This window comes from Sulfurimonas sp. HSL3-2, from assembly GCF_039645965.1.
GTDB lineage: Bacteria > Campylobacterota > Campylobacteria > Campylobacterales > Sulfurimonadaceae > Hydrocurvibacter > Hydrocurvibacter mobilis.
Genome location: NZ_CP147917.1, coordinates 1,139,056 through 1,162,847 on the forward strand (window position 1 = coordinate 1,139,056; position 23,792 = coordinate 1,162,847).

The window sequence follows — 23,792 nt, forward strand, 5'->3', positions numbered from 1 at the left end:
TCCATTTCATTATAGTTAGTGTTTTTGTCTTCATTTTTTCTTCTCTTTTTGTAACTGCAATATCTATTTATAATGGAATTGAAATCGATACGTTGAGCTTTTCAAATCTTAATATAAAGAAATTATACATAAAATGGGATGAAAAGCTTGTCATAACAGCGGATAATATCGAAGTTAAAACAAATGCCGGTCAGGGATCAAGTCTTGATTATAAAAAACGTCTCAAAAGCGTGATCTACATTTTAAAGAACTCCAATGAGCTTTCTGATCTGATCCAGAGAATAGATATAAAAAAGATATCTGTAAATGATGTAGAAGCAGCATTTAAATATAAAAAAGGCGAAAAAGGGTTTTTGACCATACGATCAGAAAAAGTAAACCTTGACTGTAAAATCGATGCAGATGATAAACGTTCTCTGATATCTATCGAACAGTTTGAGAACAGTTCAAAATCCATTACTTTAAACGGAACGATCCTCATAGACAACGTCCACGAGACTTTATCAAGTAAGCTCAATCTAGATATTTATAATGATGCGAAACTTGCTCTTTATGTTTATTCAAATAAAATCGGTATCTTCTATAGACTTGATTCAGACAAAAAAATTCAAAATATTCAGAAGATACTTAAACTATTTCCTATTCCGGAATATGTCGATCCTTGGATCTATGATGCTCTGCAGATGAGTAAGACAGATATCAATAAGGTATATGGATACGTAGAGTTTTCCAACCTAAGAAACAGTCTTAAAAACATATATGCAGATGCAGAGTTATATGATGTAAACTATACATTTGATAAAAGACTCGCACCGATAGTCACTACAAGTACAAATATTGTCTTTAAAAACGGGATACTCAATATCTATCCGAAAAACGGGACATTTCATAATCAACAACTAAAAAAGAGTTATCTCGACATAGATCTAAATCCAGGAAAGAACATACTGACAGTTTATCTTGATGATCTCCTTGCCCTTGATGACGACATGCTCTATCTTTTAAAGACATATAATGTAATTCTCCCGTTTGTCCAGACAAGTTCAAAAACCGATACAAAGCTAGATATTGCCGTAAAACTTGCAGATTTCGGTGTCGATGTCAACGGCACATTTAAAGTAGACAACGCAGACTTCTTATATAACGGTCTAGACCTGCATGTAAATGATGGGTATTTAACACTTAACGGTGCACAGGTAGATATTAAAAAACTAAAACTTTCATATAAAGATAAATTGGAGTCAAATGTTGTCGGATACTTAAATCCTGTAAAACACCAAGGAAACATCAACATAGATGTAAACAGTGCAAAGTTTTATTCAAACAAACTTTCTTTAGACAGCAATGCCAGTAAATTAAAACTGGTGTATAAAGCGTCTTCAAAAGGAGACTCTATAGATGTCACTCCTTCTGTATGGCATTATGGCCAAAACAGTATAAAAGTAGACCGTTTCGATTTAAAATTTGATTTTAGTACTTTATATGCAAAACTCTCTGCTATAGAACTTTCTGTTGATAGTAAGATGTATGCATATCTATCCGGAGATGTAGATCTTAAAAATATATTGGCCGATCTAAAACTTGATATCGTCAAACTAAAATATAAAAACTTACAGCTGAATCAGGCAATACTACCGATATCTATAAAATATGACAAAGAACTTCAAGCTGATATCGCTACTAAAAGTGTTTGGCAGTTAAACGATGATAAAGTGACTTTGGAGTCGGCAAAGTTTACGCTAAACAGAGATTATTTTAAACTGATAAACAGCTCTATAAAAGTAGACGATACGTTTAGCTCAAACTTCTATATGGCTTACGATATAAATAAAAATATAGGCTACCTGTCGCTTAATAAAGTCGATGTCAAAAACGAGTATTTAAAAAGATTTTTCAATGAAGATGACGAATATCATCTAAGAATCGATAAGAACTTTAAAGACACCAAGGTGTTTTTAGACAAATACGGCATGGAGTTTGACTTAAACGCTGACGAGGGATGGGCTTTAAAATGTAATGATATCAGTAAAGTCTACAAAGATGTCCCCTACTTTTCGGACTATAACATAACTGACGGAAATATAAATATATTTTCAGACGGTGCAGATAACGGTTTTATATTCAACGGTAAAATAAAATATCCGTACAAACTGCTTGTAAAGGACAATATACCTGTCGAAGACTACTACTTTAACGGTAAATACAATTCATCCGATGACATAGAGATGAATATCAACAATACTCTTAATCTCAAGATCAAAAAAGATATTAAGATCAAATCAGATACAGTAGGATTCAATGTACCAGAAATCATAAAATTCAATAATGAACATAATGTGAAAACGAATAATCCGGAAGCGATGCTCGTTACACTTGAAGCAGACAACAGTTATCTTTATTTTCAAACAAACAGAAGGATGCTGGCAGATCATTTTGACCTGCAGTATTTAAACTCGGAAGTGACAGCACAGTTAAAATACAAAAAAGGCCATGCAGGATTTAATCTCAATAAATACGGGATATTTTATCTTTACGGTTCAAACTTTAACGATGAGTTCATGGACCAGCTCTTTACAACATCAAGATTCAGCAGTGGAGATCTCTCTTTTACTCTTAACGGGGCATTTGACAACTTTGCAGGGATCATCGAGATCAAAGATACGGTTTTAAAAGACTACAAGGTCTTAAATAACGTCTTTGCTTTTATAAACACCGTCCCCTCTTTAATAACATTCAGCCTGCCTGATTATTCAAAAGATGGCTTGAATGTGGACAATATGTATGCAGGTTTTACATCTAAAAACGGCTTTTTTGATATAAGCGATATCTCACTTAACTCAAAAGAGATCAAGATCTATGGAAAAGGTACACTTGATCTAAAATCTGAAGATTTAAACATGGATCTAAACCTCAAAACAGACCTAGGGTCAAAAGCTTCTAAGATCCCTGTCGTAGGGTATATACTCTTTGATAAAAATAGTATATCTACCTCTTTAAAAGTTACGGGGAATATGTATGATCCAAAAGTAAGCACGACTCTAGCAAAAGATATCGTAGTCGCTCCGTTAAATATTATCAAAAGAACGTTACTGCTGCCTGTGGAGTTGATATCTCCGCAGGGCGAATAAAGCTATTCGTTTCTTAAAACTGTCAGTATATCTACTTCACTTGCTTTTTTAGCAGGGTAGTAAGATGACAGGATAACGATAAAAAATGCTCCAAAGACAATAAGAGAGAAATCGATCAGGCTCAGATCAAGAGGAAGAGTTGTCGTCGGATAGACATCTTTTGGAAGTTGTACGATATCAAAATTACTTAATATCCATATACCACTTAGACCAAGAATGATACCGGCTAATATGCCCCCTATTCCGATTACGATACCAAGATATAAAAATACCTTTTTAATCTGTATCTTCGATGCACCGAGCGAAAGTAAAAGTGCAATCTCTGCACGTCTATTCATCACGGTCATAAGAAGTGAAGAGATAATGTTTATAGACGCGATAAGGATAAGAAGCATCAATACGATAAAAAGTGATTTTTTCTCCATCTCCAAAGCTGCAAAGAAATTGACATTATCCTGCCACCATCCTTTTATAACGACCGTATTTGGAAGAGTCTTTTTAATCTTTATGATATCTTCATGCGGATTGTCTGAATATACGTGTATTCCGTCATATTGATTTGATGCCATACCTAAGATCTTTTGCAAAGACCTCATATCGGTATAACTGTATGCTTTATCATACGCTATAAGACCCGAATCAAAAAAACCTTCAACCGTAAATCTTTTTATTTTAGGAGTGATAGAGAGTCCGCCCGGTTCGACCTGAGTAAAGATATACATCAGTTTATCGCCCTTTTGGATCTGAAACTCCTCTTTTAGCGATTTTCCGGTGATAACGCTGAACTTCGGATAGTTGTAACCCTTCATCGCTTTATTGAGTATGCTGTTTACTTTTGCTTCAGCTTCAAAGTCTACACCGAATATATAGCCGCCTTCAAGTTTTGATCCGTTTCTTGTGATGACCGAAGACATAACATAAGGGCTGAAATTTAGTTTTGGAAAATCGTTTACAAGCGTAGTCAAAAGCTGTTCATTCGTAGAACCGTAAAATTTTGGAAGTATAGTAAGAGGATAGTTCATAACAGTAAGCTTGTTTTTAAACTCTTTGTCAAAACCGTTCATAAGAGCCATAGCGACTATTAAGACCATAACACCGAGGGTTATGCCTAAAAATGCAAGAAGAGCCGATAGGAAGATAAATGGCTGCTCTTTGTCGAAACGCAAAAAGCGTTTGACAAGATAGGGAACTATATTTTTATTCAAGAAGCAAATACACCTTTTTTTGGACCGCTTTTGCCGCAGCATTGCTTATATTTTTTACCGCTTCCACAAGGACAAGGGTCGTTTCTTGCCACTTTTCTTTCTCCGTTAAGATCATCATCGTCATGTAGGTTAAGAGTCATCTGAGCCTCTTCCTGTCTTCTTTCGATCTCTTGACGACGAGCAAATTCCGCTGCTTCATCCTCAGCTGATTTCAATTGAAATTGAATAATATGAAGTGTCTTTATCGTGTTATATTTAATGTTTTCAACCAGCTCGCTAAAGAGATTGAAACTCTCTTTTTTATACTCAACTAACGGATCTTTTTGGTTATATGCACGCAGACGGATACCTGTTTTCATATTATCCATCGTATATAGGTGCTCTCTCCAAGCAGTATCGAGTGTTTTTAAATAGAACTCTCTTTCAACTTCACCGCGAAGTTCTTCATCAAGTACGCTCATCTTCTCATCATATGATTTCTTGATATCGCTATATAATTTACTATATAGTTCATCGTAATCCAATGCTTTTAGACTCTCAATATCCAAGTCAAAGTTGATCTCCTCTTTTAAAACAAGAGAAAGTTTTTCAAGATTGAAATCTTCAGAAGAAGAACCGTTAAAGATACCACATTCTATGAGTACACTTGCCAAGTACTCTTCTCTAACCGAATCGACTTTTTTAGATATTTCATACTCAGGATTTAAAAGCTCATTTCTAAATCTGTAAATGATCTTTCTTTGCTCATTTGCGACATCATCATACTCAACGATCTGCTTACGCCCTTCATAGTGAAGGTTCTCGACTTTTTTCTGTGCTTTTTCAACTGCACGCGTGACCATCTTCGATTCTATGTACTCACCGTCTTCGACACCGAGTCTTTCCATGATAGATTTGATCTTGTCAGAGCCGAAGATTCTAAGAAGGTTGTCTTCCAGTGAAAGATAGAACTGTGTCGTTCCCGGATCACCCTGACGACCTGAACGTCCGCGAAGCTGGTTATCTATACGACGGTTCTCATGTCTTTCAGTACCGATGATATAAAGTCCGCCAAGATCTTTGACCTCGTCGTTTACTTTAATGTCGACACCACGTCCAGCCATGTTTGTAGCAATGGTAATAGCACCTTTTGCTCCGGCAAACTTAATGATCTCACCCTCTTGAGCGTGATTTTTTGCATTTAATACAGTATGCGCTATCTTCTCTTTTTTAAGCAGTTCATGAAGTTTTTCAGATTTTTCTATCGAAGCCGTACCGATAAGAACAGGCTGACCGTTCTTTGAAAGCTCTTTTACCTTCTCGATTACCGCACTGAACTTTTCTATCTCCGTCTTATAGATCAAGTCATTCAAGTCTTGACGGGCAACAGGGATGTTTGTAGGGATCGAAACGACATCAAGGTTATATATCTGAGCAAACTCTGTAGCCTCAGTTTGAGCCGTACCTGTCATACCTGAAAGCTTATCATACATTCTAAAGTAGTTTTGGAATGTGATGTCTGCAAGCGTCTGAGTCTCTTCTTTGATCTCTACACCCTCTTTTGCCTCTAGTGCTTGGTGCAGACCTTCAGAGAATCTACGTCCTTCACTTAAACGTCCCGTAAACTCATCAACGATAACTATCTCGCCGTCATTTACGACGTAGTCGACATCGACTTCAAAAAGGTAGTTTGCTTTTAAAGCTTGGTCAAGGTGATGTGAAAGTGTAGAATTCTCTACACCGTAAAGGTTCTCAACACCGAAAAGTTCTTCAGCTTTTGTGATTCCATCTTCCGTGATAAGAATGACTCTGTCTTTCTCATCTACCGTAAAATGGTCCTCTTTCGTCATCTTAAGCGCTACACTGTTTGCCTGCTTATACGCATCTAGAGTTCTGTTTACCGGACCTGATATGATAAGAGGAGTTCTTGCTTCATCGATAAGAATAGAGTCGACTTCATCCACGATAACGAAGTGATGTCCACGCTGAACCATATGCTCTTTTGTATAGCTCATATTGTCACGAAGATAATCAAATCCAAATTCGTTATTTGTTCCGTATGTGATATCGGCCAGATACTGTTTACGTTTCTCTTCAGGGTCATTAATAGTTTCAAGCACTACGCCTACACTGTATCCTAAGAATTCGTAAAGCGGAGCCATTTCCGTAGCATCACGTTTTGCAAGATAATCGTTTACGGTTACCAGATGGACACCTTTACCCGTCATTGCATTTAAGATGATCGGAAGAGTAGCGACAAGTGTCTTACCCTCACCTGTCTTCATCTCTGCAATTCTACCTTCATGCAGGACCATTCCACCGACTAACTGAACATCGTAGTGTCTCATGTTTAAAGCTCTAACAGCAGCTTCTCTGGTAATAGCAAAAGAGTGTTCTAAAACATCATCTAAACTTTTTTCATTCTCTAAAACAGATCTTTTCAATTCGGCAAAAGAGCTTTTTAGCTCATCATCACTCATATTTTTGTAATTTTGTTCTAAACTGTTTATATTATTGACACGCTTTTTATATTTTTTAAGCTCTCTGTCATTTTTAGTACCAAGTATCTTACCCATGAATGCTTGTAGCATTTGAAACCTTGTTTTGAAATTTTTTTATTTTATCACACTAAAGATATATTTTCGCTAAATAGCCTAAAAGGCGTCTCTAAATATATCAATTTTGAAAATATATCGTGACATAGTAATATAAAAAAACAAATACTCAAAGCCTCAAGAAGAAAAGAAAAGTAGAGATCCATTTACAAGGATGTACTTTCATCCATTGAAGTATCTTATCGTCAATAAGTTCAAGTCCTAATTTAACTATTTTTTTGCAGATTTTTAACTTTTTTATATTGATTATATGAATCATAAATATTTTGCGTGTTATATTTCATAAATAATAAGCCTAAAATATTATAAATAAAATTTTCATCTGCATCATTTTCGCTTATTAATTCCAACGGTATAAATAAAGAATTATGTAATATACTATCCAAGTTATCTCTTTTATTAAATGTCATTATAATCTCTGTAAGTTTTTCTAAATCTTTATTTGTTTTTTCAAACTCTTTAATATCTTTATCTGCTGCATTTAAGTTAAATGTAAATCTAATATGCATTAAAGCAAGTAACATATTTTTAGGAACATTATTCATAATACTGTACCAATTATTAGGAGACAATGAAATCTTAATGATTGTTTCATTATTGTAATACAATGTTTTTCCATTTGTAAAAATCAACTTCTGTTTTTCCAAGAGATTTTTTTCATGTCTAAAAAGTTGAAATTGAGATGTTGCGAATGCCCTTATAAAATCTTGTAAAATATGTATAGATGAGCCAGCAAATGAGTTTTTTGTTAATGCTTTATTTTTATTTTCAATAAACACTATTTTATCTTTAATTTTTACAACCAAATCACATTCATACTTCTCTTTTTTTGATAATTTGTATTCTCCTGTATATATATCAAAATTATTTTTTTTAAATATAGATTCTACATAATTATCTATGTTATTACCTATTTTAGTATTTATATCTTTATCTATTTGCAATCTTATTTTCTCAACTAATGCATTATAAAAATACATTTTAAAATACTTAAAACCAATAATATAATACTTGCCTTTATATTTAATTATTGGATTATGAACAAAAAGATTTTTACTTTCTATAATATTTAGAGGTTTTGAATATTTTAGATTTATATTTTTACTATCAATAGAGAAAAAATTTAATATTTGTTCCAGATGTTTGGATAGTTTTAAATCAATTTCCATAATTTGTTTTTGATTTTCATATTTTTCTGTTTGAATCAAAAAAGAATATAATTCCTTTCTTGTAAAATTAAATTTATCTTCAAATGATTTATTTAAGATTGAATTATCAATCAAGTTATTTATATACTTTATAACTGTTGTAGTTTTTAATGGATAATTTAATGTATATAAGCTTGAATATAATATTTGTTTTTTTAATGTTTTTTCTAGATTCTTTTCATCTATTAAGATATACTCCCACTGATTATATGACTGAAGTTTATATAAATTAATAAAATGTCTAAAATAGTCAAGAAGCGCTATAAAGGTTTTTTCATCGCTTTTTTTAAAATTAGAATAGTAAATATTTTTTAATGATATATTAATTATGTAATTAAAGGGTATCGTTTTATTAGCACGATCTTGTAATAATATAAAATTAATAAATCTAAATATATTAACTTGTTGTAATTTTTTTTCTATTCTTGAAATAATTTTATCATTTTGTGTTTTATGAAGGATTATTTTACTATCAATGCAATCTAAGTTAATATTAACTTGATGTTTAAAAAATTTAATTGCATTAACAAAATCTGGTACATTACTGGTATAACTTTCATCCAAATTCACATAAAATCCATGTGGACTAATAAGATTTAATAAATAAAGTTTTTTTATAAGTTTTAACCAAAATGATTTATTTGTTAATGCTTCAATTTTATCATCTTGATATATACCGTAATGATTTAAAGTTTGAGCTAATGAAAAATATATATCTAAACGTTTTAGTTTATTTTCTCCTAATAAAAAGTCTATATGAATTTGTTGTGCTATATCACTAAGTACACTGGTCTTTATTGTAAAGTTATCTTTATATGATAGTATAAACTGTTTTATATATTCAGAAAACAGTTTTTGATTATCATTATTTGCATTAGCACAATAAGATATATTATAGTCATCTAAAACTTTTTTTTGTATGTATGAATAGCCTTTTGTTTTCTTTGCATTTTCCAACTCATTAAAGTAATTATTTTCACTCACTAACACATTATCTACAAGACGTTTAAAATGTTCAGTATTATTCATAGTTTATCATTCACTTAAATTACTCTCCGATGAATTAATCTAGACCTTTTATTACTATTTCTGTAAGATGATAGCAAATATAACAAAAAAACTCATTATATGATACATGATAAATACTATAGTCTTTGGAGTGCTCTTTCGACTACATTTTGTAACATTATCTTGTTAAACACGCCATTGGATATAATAATAAAAAAATAATTGGAGAAATATGAAAAAGACGATCGCTTTATCACTTTTATGTGCAAATCTTTTTGGTTTTGCCGACAACTTAAACACTTTTTCGGCGCACTTTGTACAGACAGTCGTAGATGATAAGAACACGACCATCGAATACAGCGGAGACATAAAGGCAAAAAGACCGAATATGGCTATGTGGAACTACGTAAAACCGATAAAGAAAGAGATATATATCAATAATGAAGACCTTGTGATAATAGAGCCTGAGATCGAGCAGGTAATACTTAAAAAAGTGGGAAGTACCATCGCCTTTTTCGAGATGCTGAAAAACGCTAAAAAAATAGACAACGAACACTATGTAGCAAAATATGAGAAGATGAACCTGCATATCAATGTAAAAGGCGATAAGATCATCTCGATTACATACCTTGATGAATTAGAAAACAGAGTCACGATAATTTTTAGTAATCAAGTAGAAAATAAAGAGATAGACGATAGTGCTTTTAAAGCGGATATACCGTTAAACTTTGATCTGATATATCAATAAAGAAGAGTTTACATGTAAGCCTTAAAAAGCTTACATGTAAGAGCCAAGATTACAGTTTGTAATCTTGGATAAGGTTGAAGTTCAGATATTTATAGATATCTTCCTCTTTACCGCCGATTTTTTGAGGTACTATGTTTAAGTACTCCTCTTTAGTCGGTAGGTATCCAAGCATTGCACAAACAGCTGCAAGCTCAGCAGAACCAAGGTAAACTTTCGCATCTTTTCCAAGACGGTTATCGAAGTTACGAGTAGAAGTAGAGAATACTGTAGCACCCTCAGCAACACGCGCTTGGTTACCCATACATAATGAACATCCAGGGATCTCAGTTCTAGCACCTGCAGCACCGTAAACAGAGTAGTAACCCTCTTCAGTAAGTTGTTTTTCATCCATTCTAGTCGGAGGACATACCCATAGACGTGTAGGAACTGCACCCTCACCTCTTAAGACTTCACCAAGTGCACGGTAGTGACCGATGTTTGTCATACATGAACCTACGAATACTTCGTTGATGATATGTGGACGTTTAGGATCAGCTAAGATCTCAGTTAACGTAGCAACATCATCCGGATCGTTTGGACAAGCAAGGATCGGCTCAGTGATCTGGTTAAGATCGATATCGATAACTGCAGCATATTCTGCATCTTTATCAGCTTCCATTAGTACCGGATTTGCTAACCACTCTTTCATCTTCTCGATTCTTCTAGCGATAGTACGTTTATCTTCATAACCAGCTTCTATCATCTGCTCTAAAAGAACGATGTTAGATTTGATGTACTCGATTACAGGCTCTTTGTCCAGTTTAACAGTACAAGCTGCAGCTGAACGTTCAGCAGAAGCATCAGAAAGCTCAAATGCCTGCTCACATTTTAGAGTAGGAAGACCCTCGATCTCTAAGATACGGCCAGCGAAGATATTTTTCTTACCTTTTTTCTCAACAGTAAGTAAGCCCTCTTTGATCGCTTGGTGAGGAATAGCATTAACTAAGTCACGTAAAGTGATACCAGGTTGTAGCTCTCCGCTGAAACGAACAAGTACAGACTCAGGCATAGTTAAAGGCATACTTCCAGTAACACCAGCGAATGCAACGATACCAGAACCACCAGGGAAAGAGATCCCTATAGGAAAACGTGTATGACTGTCAGCACCGGTACCTACAGTATCCGGAAGAACCATTCTGTTTAACCAAGAGTGGATAACTCCGTCACCCGGACGTAAAGCGATACCGCCACGGTTTGAGATAAAGTCAGGTAAAGTGTGATGCATTGTAACATCTGACGGTTTTGGATATGCCGCAGTGTGACAGAAAGACTGCATTACAAGGTCAGCAGAGAAACCAAGTGATGCAAGCTCTTTGATCTCATCACGAGTCATTGGACCAGTTGTATCTTGACTACCAACAGTAGAAGTCACAGGCTCACAGTACATACCAGGTTTAACACCTTCCATACCACAAGCTTTACCAACCATTTTTTGAGCTAATGTATACCCTTTACCGTTGTCAGCTGGTTGCTCAGGACGTAGGAAGATATCATCCGTACCCATTCCAAGAGCAGTACGAGCTTTTGTAGTAAGACCACGACCGATGATAAGTGGAATACGCCCACCTGCACGTACTTCATCAGTGATAGTGTTCGGGTTTAGTTTAAATGTAGCGATACATGCACCGTTTTTGTGTGCTTCGCCTTTATATGGGTAGATAGTAACAACGTCACCAGTTTCCATATTTGTAACATCTAACTCTAACGGTAATGCACCAGAATCTTCACAAGTAGCGAAGAAGATCGGAGCGATAATGCTACCAAGAACAACACCGCCAGTACGCTTGTTAGGAACACCAGGGATATCTTCACCCATATGCCATTGAACAGAGTTTACACCAGATTTACGGCTTGAACCAGTACCGACAACATCACCAACATAAGCAACAGGATGTCCTGCTTCTTTTAGTTTAGCGATAGTCTCTATCGGGTTTTCCATCTTAGCAGTAAGCATAGAGTTTGCATGAAGAGGGATGTCTGAACGTGTAAACGCTTCAGAAGCCGGAGAAAGATCATCCGTATTTGTCTCACCAGGAACTTTATAAACAGTAACTGTGATCTCTTCTGCTAGAGCTGGTTTTGAAGTAAACCACTCAGCATTTGCCCATGAAGTCATAACTTCAGTAGCAGCTGCATTTCCAGCTTTATGTAACTCTTCTACATCATTGAACGCATCATATACAAGTAAAGTGTGTTTTAATGCTTCTGTAGCTGCTTTAACAACTGCGCTGTTTTTTGATGTCAATGCATCAACAAGAGGCTTAACATTGTATCCGCCAAGCATCATACCAAGTATTTCAATAGCTTGTTCTGGTGCGATCGCAGCAACTTTAACACTCTCTTGTGCTACATCATTTAAAAATGCCGCTTTTACGTAAGCTGCATCATCAACACCCGGGGAGACACGATTTGTAAGTAGGTCAACATTAAAACTTGTATCACCCTCACCTTTTTTGATCATCTCTATTAATTGTGCTGTTTGTTCAGCTGAAAGTGGAAGTGGAGGAACACCCAACTCTGCACGCTCAGCAACGTGAGCTTTGTAATCTTCGATAAAAGCCATCATGACTCCTGCATTTAATTTTTATGTCGAAGATTATAACTAAAAAAGTAACTCGCAAATTAACAGTGTTACGATTCTAAACACTCAATCTGGATATTTAGGAAAAATTGTTTATTTTCGTAACATTAAACTTAGATTATCTCTCTGATACCTTTAGAGTTTGGTTCTGAAAGTACTCCATTTTGTTCCAATTGTTCAATAATATTAGCAGATCTGTTATAACCTATCTGCAATCTTCTTTGAAGATATGAGATAGATGTCTTCTTCTCAGCCAATATAATGTTCTTCGCTTCTTCATAAAGAGCGTCAAGCTCTTCATACACTTCACCTGATCCACCTTTAGAAGTAAGCTCGCTGTCTTCTAATAAAAAGCTTTTATCATAATCAGGCTCACGCTGAGACTTGATAAAATCAACGATATCTTCTATCTCCTCTTCCGTGCTCCACGGCGCATGCAGACGTACAAGACCCGTAGCACCTGGAGGAGTAAAGAGCATATCACCGCGCCCTAGAAGCGATTCTGCTCCCTGCTGGTCTAAAATGATCTTACTGTCTATCTTTTGCCCTACTCTGTAACTGATACGTGAAGGAAGGTTCGCTTTGATAAGACCTGTCACGACATCGACGGAAGGACGCTGAGTTGCCACGACCAAGTGGATACCTGCAGCTCTTGCCATCTGTGCAAGCCTTGCGATCGAGTGCTCTACCTCTTTACCGCTTGTCATCATCAAATCGGCTAACTCATCGATAATAACTACTATATACGGCAGTTCTTTACCGCCCTCTTTTTTCATCTTATCGTTATAGTTTTCGATGTTCTTTGTTCTGGTATCACTCATCATCTCATAGCGTCTTTCCATCTCAGAGACCATGTTGTTAAGCGCTACAACAGCTTGTTTTGCTTTTGTGATGACAGGAGTAAGCAGATGCGGAATATCATTATATATAGAGAATTCCAGCATCTTAGGATCGATCATCAAAAGACGAAGCTGATCCGGTGAATTTTTGTATAAGAGGCTTAGTATCATGGAGTTTATACCCACACTCTTACCGCTTCCCGTCGTTCCTGCAATAAGAAGATGCGGCAGTTTTTTCAAATCTGTTATAAACGGCTTCCCTACTATATCTTTCCCAAGAACTATTGTAAGCGGTGATTTTGATTGTTGAAATAGATCGCTTTCGATCAAATCTCTTAAATATATCGTTTCAACACTGTGATTTGGTATCTCTATACCTACAACGTCTTTACCCGGGATCGGCGCTTGTATACGTATAGTCTGAGCGCGCAGTGCCATAGCAAGGTCATCTTGTAGATTTAAGATCTTAGAGACCTTTACGTTTGCAGCAGGTTTGAACTCAAATGTCGAGACGACAGGGCCTGCATAAGTACGTATGACATCGCCGTCAATATTAAAGTGCGCAAGTTTTTCTATCAGGTCTTTTATCTTGTCATCAAGTTCTGCTTCATCAACCGTATTTGCTTTTGCAGGCGCTTTTTGTAAGAACTCCACTGACGGAAGTTTAAAGTTTTTAGGTTTTTCTACATTACCTTTTTCAATGCTTTCAAGAAGTTTTGCATTCTCTTCGAGTTCATCGACGATAACGGCACTGTTTTTCTGCTCTTTTACTTTTTTAGCGATCGAGACGATGTTTGACTCATCACCTTTAAAGTCGTCAAACTTTTCTATCTCCTCTACTTCTTCCTTTTCATTGGAATCTGTACTTGGGAGATCCTCTTTTTTTATCAGTTTTATCTCAAAAGGTGCATCATCAATATCATCGATATCATTTGAAGCTCTTAGATATGCCGGTTTATCCAGCTCATCTATATCATTATCCTCCAGTTCTTCAGCAATAAAACTACTTTGTTTTAACTCATCTTGTTTATCATCTACGATCTGTTCTCTTACCTGAGCTTCGATCTTCTTCGCTTTCGCCTCTTTTCTCGCGTCCATACTGTTTTTAAAGTTTTCAAATCTATTTAAAAGAGGAGAGACAAACTCAAGAAAAGTCTTTTCAAAAAAGATGGTAATACCGACGGAAGTCGATATGAACCAAAAGACCCAAACACCGAATAATCCTATAAAAGGAGATAAAAACTCTACAAAATCGGCTCCAAACTTGCCTCTTAGATCATCTGTAACTAAGATCCCCTGCAATATGATGAAGGAAAAAAAGATCAAGATCGATGCCAGTACGACCTCTAAACGTCTTGTAGTGAATGTCGGGTATCTATACTGTATATAAAGAGGGTAAATAAGTAAAAATGGATATAGGTAAGAAAGGTATCCAAAATATTTGTGATTAAACAGTGCAAAGCTAGCACCGAGTTTACCGATAACAGAGCTGTCAGCTATGGCTGTTGCAACGCCTAAGTAGATTAAAATACCAAAAAAAATAATAAAAAAAGCATTTCGCAATTAAAAATCCTACAATAAAAAGTAAAATGGAGTATATCAAAAAAAGTAGCTACAAAGCTACTTTTATGACAGTTTGCTATAGATAATTGACCAACGAAAGTTTAGCGACTTTCGATATTGACGAGTAGATAGCTTGATAGTTTAACTGTAACTGATTGAGTTTTAATGTTGCATCTGCGATATCAGTATCGATAACATCAGAGCGTATGCTTGTCGTACTTACTTTCAACATCTGCGTACGATCAGAAGCAGCTATTAGTGATTGAGACTGTACACCAGATTGTGACTGCTCTTTTGACATATGGTCGTTAAGATCATCGACCATCTGTATAGCGTTTTGAATCCCGATATTTCTAAGATCGCCTGTCTCGGTATCTGCTCTCATCTTTTGCTGTTCAACTGATTTTATGATCTCATCTATCTGAGCAAAAAAGTCTGTCTTAGGATCACTGATCGTCAAAGAACTGTTTGAATTAAACTCTAAAGCTGAACCGCCTTTCGTAAAGTCCGTACTGTTCGCATCGTAAAAAGAGATGTCCGCTTTTGTCGTATTCGCACCTGTTTGTTCAAAGTTGATCTGACCCTTATTGTCAAGCGTGACTACAGAACTATTTAAAGATGTAGTGATCGCTGCATCATAATCGGTCGCCGTGTTTGTCGTAGCAGGTAAAGTATTGCTGACTATCATATTTACGACGTCAGTCAGCTGTTTATATGTCATATCATTACCGTTTACAGCGGCTCTAGGTGTAGACATATCGAAGATAGTATAGTTTGGACTTCCGTTTACCGAAAATGTAGAACCGCCCTCTGCAAGATCTATCTGAGCATCAAACGGATTACCGTTTATATCTATACCACTCAGTTTAAGCTGCTGTGTGACCCCGCCTCCTGCGTCGACAAACGGTGCATATGCACCGACCTCTGAAAGTTTTGTCTGATAAGTCGCAAATGAGTTATCAGCTTTTACTATCTGCGGGACATTTGATAGTAGATGGCTTCCCGATTTCGTAAACTTTGCATCATCATAACTGATACTTGCATTTGACGCTAAAGCTCTTAACGGGTTAGTAGCAGCATCGTTAGCCGTCAGCTGTACATCTATATTGTTTTGCCCGGATGTTGTATTAAAGTTGATGCGCCCGTTTACGACCGATACCGTAAGATCATCAGGTGCTACTTGATAAGATGTATTTATCGCATTGACAAGATCCTGAACTGTCGAAGTCGCTGTCACATTGAATGTCGTCGCGTTCGGCGTACCGTCAGTTCTTGTTCCGCCGAGAGTGATCGAGCTGATATCCGATCTAAAGACATCTGTTAAAAGAGTGGCAGGACTTGCCATAGCATCTGTTTTAGTCCTTAGATCCATATTTAATATGAAACTATCGGGATTGTATGGGTTTCTTTGTTGTCCGACCGTTGTCTGATAACCGGATATCTCACTTTTCGTAAACTCCACTACCCTTGTACCATTACTGTTTAGAGTATCTAGGTTTGTAACCGCACCAGCAGGATCGACATTCCCGATCATATGAAAATCAAGTTTAGAACTTCCAGGAAGGTTGTCTTCTATCTCGATCTGCCCGTAATTGTTTAATGTGACATCAACTACTTTGTTTGCAGATGTGTTACCGAATGCTTTTCCTATCTTATCTAACAGATCTCCGACAGTCTCATTATCTTTCATATCTACAATTGTTTTAAAAGTCGAACCGTCATGCTTCGTCCCGCTGATATAAAAGTGATTTTGAGCGTTTACTGTATCAACGACAGTATCGTTATCTCCGACAAGATCTCTAATAGTATCGCTTGTGGTTATATACTCCTCTTTTGCAGAGCTTCTCGGCTGTGTAGGGTCGACCATGACATCCGGATAAAGAAGTGTCTGGTTAAGATGTTTTACGTTAGTAGTGATCTTTCTTTTTGTCGTACTCTCTTCCCCTAAGAAAAGATCCGCCCCGGAGATATTATATGCTTGACGGACATTTGAACCTAAGAACGATGTCATAGAATCAGCGTTACCGCTATAGTTTCCGTTTTGATCAATAGGTTTTTGATCCACTAGCGAGCCTGAAAACAGATATTGACCGTTTACGGAAGTATTTGCCAAGTTTCTTAAGTGGCTTTCTATACCTCTCATCTCAGATGCAAGAGCCTGCATACTGACATCAGAGTTTGCACTCGAAGCTGCTTGGATAAGTTTAGTCTTGAACTGGTCAAGAGTCTTGGTAAACTCTCCTATCGTAGAATCCGTTTGCTGAGAAAACTTCAATCCGCTGTCAACACTTTTTATGACTTGATCAAACGTTTGAAGTTCATCATCCAGTTTTAAAGTCTCTGCAAATGTCGTAGGAGCTTCATATGCATACTGGATCTTAGAACCAGAAGAGATCTGCTTATTGACATCAAAAAGTTTTTGAGCAATATTACTTTTATCCGGGCTTAGATTCTGGTAATACATACTTTGCGTTATTCGCACATCACACCTCCATGTATCGTGTGTCTTTACTTAACGATCAGTTAAGCAAATAAAGTTCCATAATTTATATTCTTTATATAGCTCATAAATCGTCAAATAACGATTTAGTTTAAATTCAGACGGTTTACACTGTTTTTAAGTAAAAAATATATATTATTTCACTCTTGTTGCCACCGTGGTGAAATTGGTAGACACGCCGGATTCAAAATCCGGTTCGCAAGAGTGCCGGTTCGATTCCGGCCGGTGGTACCACGCAACAATCTCACAATCTTCACTAAACCCCGTAAATACGAATACTAAAAACAGATTTTAAATATATGTGAGTAATAATATTGCATTGTATAGAAAAGAGATATTTATGAACTTCACTAAAAAGCAATCACAAACATTAAACAATATCATCGTCGCAAGACGCGATGTACGCGGTAATAACTTTTTATCTAAAAAAATAAAGAAGAAACAAATCGATAAGATACTCAGTGCCGGCATACATGCGCCTTCTGTGGGCTTTTCCCAGCCTTGGAAGTTCGTAGTGATAAAAAACGAGAAAGTGAAAAACAAGATCTATAAAAATTTTCAAGACTCTTATGAAAAGAGTAAAAAACATTTTCAAGACAGAGAACTTTATAACAGTTTAAAGCTCGAAGGGATCAAAGAGACACCCATAAACATAGCTGTTTTTTACAAGAAACCCTATAAAAAAATATTGGGTCAGACAAGTTCTAAGAAAATGGGCGAATACAGCGTCGTCTGTGCCATTGAAAATATGTGGCTTATGGCAAGAAGTCTCAATATCGGGATCGGCTGGGTCAGCATAATAGACCATAAAAAGGTACAAAAGACACTAGGAGTAGATAATGGCTACAAACTCGTAGGATACCTGTGTGTCGGATATGTAAAAGAGTTCTTAGAGCTTCCGGAACTTGAAAGCTTAAAATGGGAAGAGAAAAAGACACTCAAAGAGGTGGTCTCTTGGGTATAAAAACGGCAATCAGTAAAGATGACCTGCCCTTAAAATATCAAGGGATTAGCCTTGTCCAAACGACAGACGGAGTCAGTGACAGTGTCTATCTGCTTGAAGAGAAGTTTGTACTTAAGATATTTGAATCCCCTTCTTTAGAGATCGTAGAGAATGAAAAGAAGCTTTTACAAATGACATCTACGCTGAAAGTCCCTGAGATCGTAGATAGTTTTTACATAAGAGAAAAACCTGCTGTTATCTATACACAGATAGCAGGACAAAGTGTAGATAAACCTCAAACAGATCAGATCAGGCAGATAAGCAGATTTTTAAAAGAGTTTCATTCGCTTACAAAGACCCTAAAATCATCAAATACGATCTTGTTTTCTAAAAACAGACTAGAAACATTGATCATGAACTCCGGAAACGACGAACTTTTAAAACACTTCAATAGCATAAACATCGAGTTAAAAGAGGACGGTATCATACACGGCGATCTCTTCTGCGACAATGCGAAGTTTCAAAACGGTCTCTTAAGCGGAGTATATGACTTTAGCGAAGCGTGTAACGGCGACTTTATATTTGACCTTGGAGTCACAGCCGTATCATGGTGTTTTGAGGGACATAGCCTGCATAAAGAAAAGCTGGAGGCGTTAAGATCAAGTTACAGCTTAGATCTAGAGTATGACAGATTTAAAGAGTATATCAAATACGCTTTGTTATATTACGCCACCACAAGATACATAAACAACAGGGACTATAAAGAGTTACTGATGAAATTGGAAAATCTATGAACTTTACACACGGCGGAGATATAAAAGGGTTTGCTTTAGACCTCGGATGTACCCAAGAAGAGGTAGTCGACCTCTCATCCAATATCAACTTTATAAAACCAAAGAACAAGATAGACTTCAATGCTCTGGATATCTCATCTTATCCTGGCTATGAAGAGCTCTACAGAAGTATAGCGGCTCTTTATGATGTAGATACCCGGCAGATCGAACTCTTTAACGGTGGAAGCAGTGCTATCTTTTCGCTATTTAGACACTTTAAGACAAAAGATGTGAGCATATACTCCCCTGCATATCTCGAGTATAAAAAAGCTGCTGTAACGTTTGGATATAGGATCGAATTGATAAACAGGTTTACAGATATGGACAGACCTGTAAAAGAGGGTTCATTAGTCGTGTTTGTAAATCCGAGCACTCCTGAGGGGACTTTTTATGAGATCGATACTCTCATGAAACAATGGATAGAAAAAAAATGTACTATCTTGATAGATGAGTCTTTTTTGGACTTTACTCCCTACCCTTCAGCCCTAAAATATCTGCAGAGTTATGATGATATCTATATCTTAAAATCGATGACGAAGTTTTACAGCAGTGCAGGCATAAGAATCGGTGCCGTCATCTCTTCAAAAGAAAATATACAAGAACTCAAACAGACCCAACCGCTTTGGAAGATATCACAGTTTGACAGTCACTACATTCAAGAGATGCTCAAAGATGAAGAGTTTACCGATATATCAAAAACTCTCAATACTCTCAACAAAGAGTATCTTATAAAGATACTTCAAGAGTTCAGATATACACAGCAGGTCTTTGACTCTTCGGCAAATTTTGTCTTACTGCAATTGAAAGGTATGGATGCCCAGACATTTCAAGAACTCTTAAAACCCTACAGGATCATGGTGCGTGATTGTTCTAATTTTGACTTTTTAGATAAAAGCTATGTCAGGATCGCTGTTAAAAGCACAGATGATCTAGAAAAACTTGCAATTGGTCTACAAAACATTGTACTTTGATGTGATGTTCATAGCCTTTGCTATCGATAGGGTTTTCGGCGAGTTCAAGTATATAAGACATCCCGTAGTGTTGATGGGAGATTTTATACTCTGGTTTGAAAAGAGATTTTACAAAGACAGTGTTCTGCAGGGTCTTTACCTGACATTATCACTTCTTGCTCTGGTTTTCATCACGGCTTTTACAATCGATTATTTCGTTGATAACGTCTTTGTCTTAGGTCTTATAGCTTCGAGCGGGATCGCATCTAAGATGCTGTATGACAGTGTAAAAGAGATAAAGAGCGACCCACGGAAGATAAAATACCTTGTAAGCAGGGACACAAAAGAGCTAAGCCCCTCAGAGATAAACAAAGCAGCCGTCGAGACATACGCAGAAAACCTAAGCGACGGTGTTATCGCTCCGCTTTTTTATCTGTTTTTCTTTGGTATAACCGGACTGTTTTTATATAAAGCGATAAACACTCTCGATTCTATGGTCGGATACAAAAATGAAAGATATGAGAAGTTCGGCAAAGTGTCGGCAAGAGTCGATGATATAGCCAACTATATACCCGCTCGTATCACGGCTTTACTTATAGGCGTTTTGTTTTTGAGTACAAAAGCTTTAAAAAACTGCTGGAGATACGGAGCACGTCATGAAAGTCCCAATGCAGGATATCCCATAAGTGCAATGGGATGGAGTATCGGCGTAAGACTAGGCGGACCGACATCCTATTTTGGAAAAATAAAAGAGAAACCCTACTTTAGTGAGGGTATCAAAGAGATAAGGACACAGAGTATAGACAAAGCTATCTCTTTTCGTCTAAGATTTGACATCTTGATGCTTGTCTCAGCTCTGATATCTCTTTTTTAGTCGAGCGCCGACTTCGTCCAGCTGTCTTCAACATAATCCTTATGATCTCTACTCTCGTGCTCATCATCCTCTTTTAGATGATAAACATTTTCATCGGCTGTGATACAGTAGACTTCATACTCCTGTGTTGCCGGATTTATTTTGACCACGACCTCTTCTACGTCGAGTGAAATGGCAAATTTTCGGATAATCAAAGCTGTTTCTTTGTCTTTAGAAGTGATCTTTACTATAAGATCACCTTTGTACCCTGCATATGTATGCACATCGTTTATGTCAAGACCGAGTGCATATTGAATGATTTTTTTTCTCTCTGCTGTCATTATCTATCCTTTCTTGTGTTTTTTGATCTCTTTGTTTATGATATCTTTTAACTCTTCGCCGTCAATCACTTCTTTTGCGATCAGCTGTTTTGCTACCGCTTCTATGGCAGGCCATAGTCGTTTGACCTCTTTTTTTGTCTTCTTTTTTGCGTCATCTATCCATACCAGCATTCGATCTTCTATCTTTTTGGACAACACTTTTCTGTCATATACGGATTCTATCCCGGCCACATTGATATATCCAAGTTCATCATCCATACCAAAAAGTGCGATTGCCGCATAGACCTGCATGCTTGCGACTTCTAAGTCACTGATGGCACCTGTCTCGATCCCGGATTCACCGAATTTTTCCATCTTTGCTATTCTACCGGCAAGCAATACGCAGACATCGTTAAACAACTCCTCTTTAGAAGTCGCATCGACATAGTCTTCGTTGTGATATGAGACAAATCCTAAAGTTTCACTACGCGGGGCGACGGTCACCTGCTCGATCTTGATATTTGGCAGAAGGATGTATGAAAGTACCGCATGACCTGCTTCATGATAAGCTGTCTTTGCCATAGAGGTCTCGATATCGCGTATCTGTTTATTTTCCAGTTTTGTGCCGTATTTTATGATGTTTATCTGCTCAAGAAGTATCTCTTCCGTCAGCTCTTTTAAGCCTTTTCTCGCAGCATTCAGTGCAGCTTCCTGCCCTATTCTTTTAAGTTCGTTTCCGCCGAGACCTGAGATATAACGCACCACTCTTTCAACGTCGATAGCTTCGTCATGAGGCTTTTTAAGTACTTCTTCTATGAAAAATCTACGCGCTTCGATATCAAGTTTAGGTACCTCTATACGTATATCGATACGCCCCGCTTTGTTAAGTTCATCAGGAATATTTGCGATATCACCGAGTGTAGCGATAGTAAAGACCGGAGACTCGAAACTTTGCGTCAGAGCATCGAGTTCTTCGACAAGAGGCGTGATGTTCATACGGGAGATCACACCGCCTAAAAAGCCTTGGACATCGATGTCTTCAAGTATCACGATTGATGGTGCGGAACCGTATGCCTGAGCATACACTTTATGTATCTTTGCTGAATCAAAAAGATCTGCACCGTTTATGACGATATAGGGCATATCGCTCTCATAGGCAAAAGCACGTGCGAGCAGTTTTTTTCCCATTCCCTGAGGTCCGTACAGGAACATCCCTTTTGGAGGCGGCATATCAAAATGCTGCAGTCTCTCCGGCTCTTTTAAGAGTGCAAGTACCTCTAAAAGCTCGTTTTTCACTCTTTGCTGTCCGGCAACATCCTCAAACCTGATATCTGATACATGTAAGACATCTTCGCTTAACGTCCCAAGCTTCTCTTCGCTATAAAAAGCATTTTTTATCGAACATATAACGACACCGTCTTTTTCTTTCAGGTCCCATTCGAGTGTGATCCTTTTGTGCTGTTTACTGATCTTTTTAAGAAGCAGGTTTTGGTCTTTTAGGGCATCGTCGACAAACTTGCCTGATGCTTTGGATACTTTAAAATCTATCTGTTTTACATTCGCATCAAGCTTTATTGCATCATAAATCTTGCTAAACATCAATTCAGGCAGTTTTTTTATGATATGTCGTGCATTGATATATGGAGCTAACGACAAGGTAAGAAGCGATACGAACTTATCTACACTTGTATATTCGATCTCTATGCCGCTCTCTTTCGTAAAACTTTGTGACATCTGATGCATTGTCCTTGCACCGATCTTGATAAGTGTACTTAAACTCAGGCGGTTAAACGGTATGACTGTATGCTCGTTTAAAAGTGACAACAGTTTTTTATCGAATGCCTCTTCCTTATTGCCGTTAACCATCATATATTCATGGCTCAATCTTTCCATTAAGAAAGTGTGTGCCTGTAGTGGATCGCTTTTCATCAACTCACGCAGATCCTGGCGCTGAATAAGCAGACCGAGCCTTGTAGTACTCACAATAACGATCACATTTGAAAAATCTACAGTACTTTTTTCATCACTTGCAAAAAGCGTATAAAGCGAAAGTTGGACTTGAAGATCGGCTTTTTCTATATCTTCAAAAAAGAGTATACATTTTGGATGTTCTTCCACAAAGGAGATCACTTCTGATTCTATAAGCGGAGAGTTTAACTGTTCCATGCCTATAGCAAAGTTGCCGCTATACTGATCCATATTGAACGTTTTAATACTTTCGATCTCGCTATCCGCCTGCAAAAGTAATTGAGAGAGATAGTGCTTACCGGTATTTGGCAGTCCTATAAATGTAAAAAGAGCTCTGACTCTGTTTTTGCTTTTTAGAAGATTGGCCTGTAATAATGTTTTTGTCAAGATCTTTACTGCATCTTCTTGATCAAACAGGTTCTCGTTTAAGACCTCCTCGATCTTACTGCTGAACTCACTACTGTTTTTGCCGTTTTGCATAATGATACCTTTTAACTATTATCAAATATAAT

14 protein-coding genes and 1 tRNA gene are annotated in these 23,792 nt (G+C 36.8%); 7 read left to right on the top strand and 8 right to left on the bottom strand.

The features are described from left to right. The first annotated feature begins 92 nt into the window (after nucleotides 1–92). On the top strand, nucleotides 93–3,128 hold the full coding sequence (locus WCX87_RS05770; RefSeq protein WP_345978381.1) for an AsmA-like C-terminal domain-containing protein: 3,036 nt from the start codon (nucleotides 93–95) through the stop codon (nucleotides 3,126–3,128). Nucleotides 3,129–3,130: 2 nt separating this feature from the next. Here WCX87_RS05770 and WCX87_RS05775 read toward each other — a convergent pair whose 3' ends face one another. The 3 genes from WCX87_RS05775 to WCX87_RS05785 form a co-directional block, all read right to left on the bottom strand. Next, nucleotides 3,131–4,333: an ABC transporter permease gene (locus WCX87_RS05775; RefSeq protein WP_345978383.1), complete on the bottom strand. Its 1,203-nt coding sequence runs from the start codon at nucleotides 4,331–4,333 to the stop codon at nucleotides 3,131–3,133. Further along, on the bottom strand, nucleotides 4,330–6,903 hold the full coding sequence (gene secA / locus WCX87_RS05780) for a preprotein translocase subunit SecA (protein WP_345978384.1): 2,574 nt from the start codon (nucleotides 6,901–6,903) through the stop codon (nucleotides 4,330–4,332). Before secA ends, WCX87_RS05775 begins: the two co-directional genes overlap by 4 nt. Before the next feature lie 230 nt (nucleotides 6,904–7,133). Then, the gene (locus tag WCX87_RS05785; protein ID WP_345978386.1) at nucleotides 7,134–9,164 is read right to left on the bottom strand and encodes a hypothetical protein; all 2,031 of its coding nucleotides are present in this window, start codon (nucleotides 9,162–9,164) and stop codon (nucleotides 7,134–7,136) included. Nucleotides 9,165–9,375: 211 nt separating this feature from the next. Between WCX87_RS05785 and lolA the strand changes: the two genes are divergently transcribed. Next, the gene (gene lolA / locus WCX87_RS05790) at nucleotides 9,376–9,891 is read left to right on the top strand and encodes a LolA-like outer membrane lipoprotein chaperone (protein ID WP_345978387.1); all 516 of its coding nucleotides are present in this window, start codon (nucleotides 9,376–9,378) and stop codon (nucleotides 9,889–9,891) included. A 49-nt stretch (nucleotides 9,892–9,940) separates the two neighbouring features. Here lolA and acnB read toward each other — a convergent pair whose 3' ends face one another. From acnB to flgL, 3 genes are all read right to left on the bottom strand, one after another. Next, nucleotides 9,941–12,493, bottom strand: coding sequence for a bifunctional aconitate hydratase 2/2-methylisocitrate dehydratase (acnB, locus tag WCX87_RS05795; RefSeq protein ID WP_345978389.1), 2,553 nt, complete (start codon nucleotides 12,491–12,493; stop codon nucleotides 9,941–9,943). 131 nt (nucleotides 12,494–12,624) lie between these two features. Then, a complete protein-coding gene (locus WCX87_RS05800; RefSeq protein WP_345978391.1) occupies nucleotides 12,625–14,913 on the bottom strand; it encodes a DNA translocase FtsK in 2,289 nt (762 codons plus the stop codon). A 76-nt stretch (nucleotides 14,914–14,989) separates the two neighbouring features. Further along, nucleotides 14,990–17,395, bottom strand: coding sequence for a flagellar hook-associated protein FlgL (gene flgL, locus WCX87_RS05805; RefSeq protein ID WP_345978393.1), 2,406 nt, complete (start codon nucleotides 17,393–17,395; stop codon nucleotides 14,990–14,992). 169 nt (nucleotides 17,396–17,564) lie between these two features. On the opposite strand from flgL, the gene WCX87_RS05810 reads away from it, so the two are divergent. The 5 genes from WCX87_RS05810 (at nucleotide 17,565) to cbiB (ending at nucleotide 21,013) form a co-directional block, all read left to right on the top strand. Beyond that, nucleotides 17,565–17,647, top strand: a tRNA-Leu gene (locus WCX87_RS05810). Nucleotides 17,648–17,753: 106 nt separating this feature from the next. Continuing rightward, nucleotides 17,754–18,377 carry a 5,6-dimethylbenzimidazole synthase gene (gene bluB / locus WCX87_RS05815; RefSeq protein ID WP_345978395.1) on the top strand — a complete coding sequence of 208 codons (624 nt, stop codon included), beginning with the start codon at nucleotides 17,754–17,756 and terminating at the stop codon, nucleotides 18,375–18,377. Then, on the top strand, nucleotides 18,368–19,150 hold the full coding sequence (locus WCX87_RS05820) for a phosphotransferase (protein ID WP_345978397.1): 783 nt from the start codon (nucleotides 18,368–18,370) through the stop codon (nucleotides 19,148–19,150). The genes bluB and WCX87_RS05820 overlap by 10 nt, the downstream gene beginning before the upstream one ends. Next, nucleotides 19,147–20,160 carry an aminotransferase class I/II-fold pyridoxal phosphate-dependent enzyme gene (locus WCX87_RS05825; RefSeq protein ID WP_345978399.1) on the top strand — a complete coding sequence of 338 codons (1,014 nt, stop codon included), beginning with the start codon at nucleotides 19,147–19,149 and terminating at the stop codon, nucleotides 20,158–20,160. The genes WCX87_RS05820 and WCX87_RS05825 overlap by 4 nt, the downstream gene beginning before the upstream one ends. After that, nucleotides 20,135–21,013 carry an adenosylcobinamide-phosphate synthase CbiB gene (gene cbiB, locus WCX87_RS05830; protein ID WP_345978400.1) on the top strand — a complete coding sequence of 293 codons (879 nt, stop codon included), beginning with the start codon at nucleotides 20,135–20,137 and terminating at the stop codon, nucleotides 21,011–21,013. Before WCX87_RS05825 ends, cbiB begins: the two co-directional genes overlap by 26 nt. Here the strand turns inward: cbiB and WCX87_RS05835 are convergent. Both WCX87_RS05835 and WCX87_RS05840 read right to left on the bottom strand, forming a co-directional pair. Then, the gene (locus tag WCX87_RS05835; RefSeq protein ID WP_345978401.1) at nucleotides 21,010–21,333 is read right to left on the bottom strand and encodes a hypothetical protein; all 324 of its coding nucleotides are present in this window, start codon (nucleotides 21,331–21,333) and stop codon (nucleotides 21,010–21,012) included. The two genes, cbiB and WCX87_RS05835, sit on opposite strands and share 4 nt — an antisense overlap. Nucleotides 21,334–21,336: 3 nt before the next feature. Continuing rightward, entirely contained in the window at nucleotides 21,337–23,760 is a 2,424-nt protein-coding gene (locus WCX87_RS05840; RefSeq protein ID WP_345978402.1) for an AAA family ATPase, read from the bottom strand. Between the last annotated feature and the right edge of the window lie 32 nt (nucleotides 23,761–23,792).

Excerpts from the sequence above, each read along its gene's own strand:
- secA (WP_345978384.1), bottom strand. The coding sequence starts at position 6,903 with ATGCTACAAGCATTCATGGGTAAGATACTTGGTACTAAAAATGACAGA.
- WCX87_RS05785 (WP_345978386.1), bottom strand. The coding sequence starts at position 9,164 with ATGAATAATACTGAACATTTTAAACGTCTTGTAGATAATGTGTTAGTG.
- lolA (WP_345978387.1), top strand. The coding sequence starts at position 9,376 with ATGAAAAAGACGATCGCTTTATCACTTTTATGTGCAAATCTTTTTGGT.
- acnB (WP_345978389.1), bottom strand. The coding sequence starts at position 12,493 with ATGGCTTTTATCGAAGATTACAAAGCTCACGTTGCTGAGCGTGCAGAG.
- bluB (WP_345978395.1), top strand. The coding sequence starts at position 17,754 with ATGAACTTCACTAAAAAGCAATCACAAACATTAAACAATATCATCGTC.
- WCX87_RS05825 (WP_345978399.1), top strand. The coding sequence starts at position 19,147 with ATGAACTTTACACACGGCGGAGATATAAAAGGGTTTGCTTTAGACCTC.
- WCX87_RS05835 (WP_345978401.1), bottom strand. The coding sequence starts at position 21,333 with ATGACAGCAGAGAGAAAAAAAATCATTCAATATGCACTCGGTCTTGAC.
- WCX87_RS05840 (WP_345978402.1), bottom strand. The coding sequence starts at position 23,760 with ATGCAAAACGGCAAAAACAGTAGTGAGTTCAGCAGTAAGATCGAGGAG.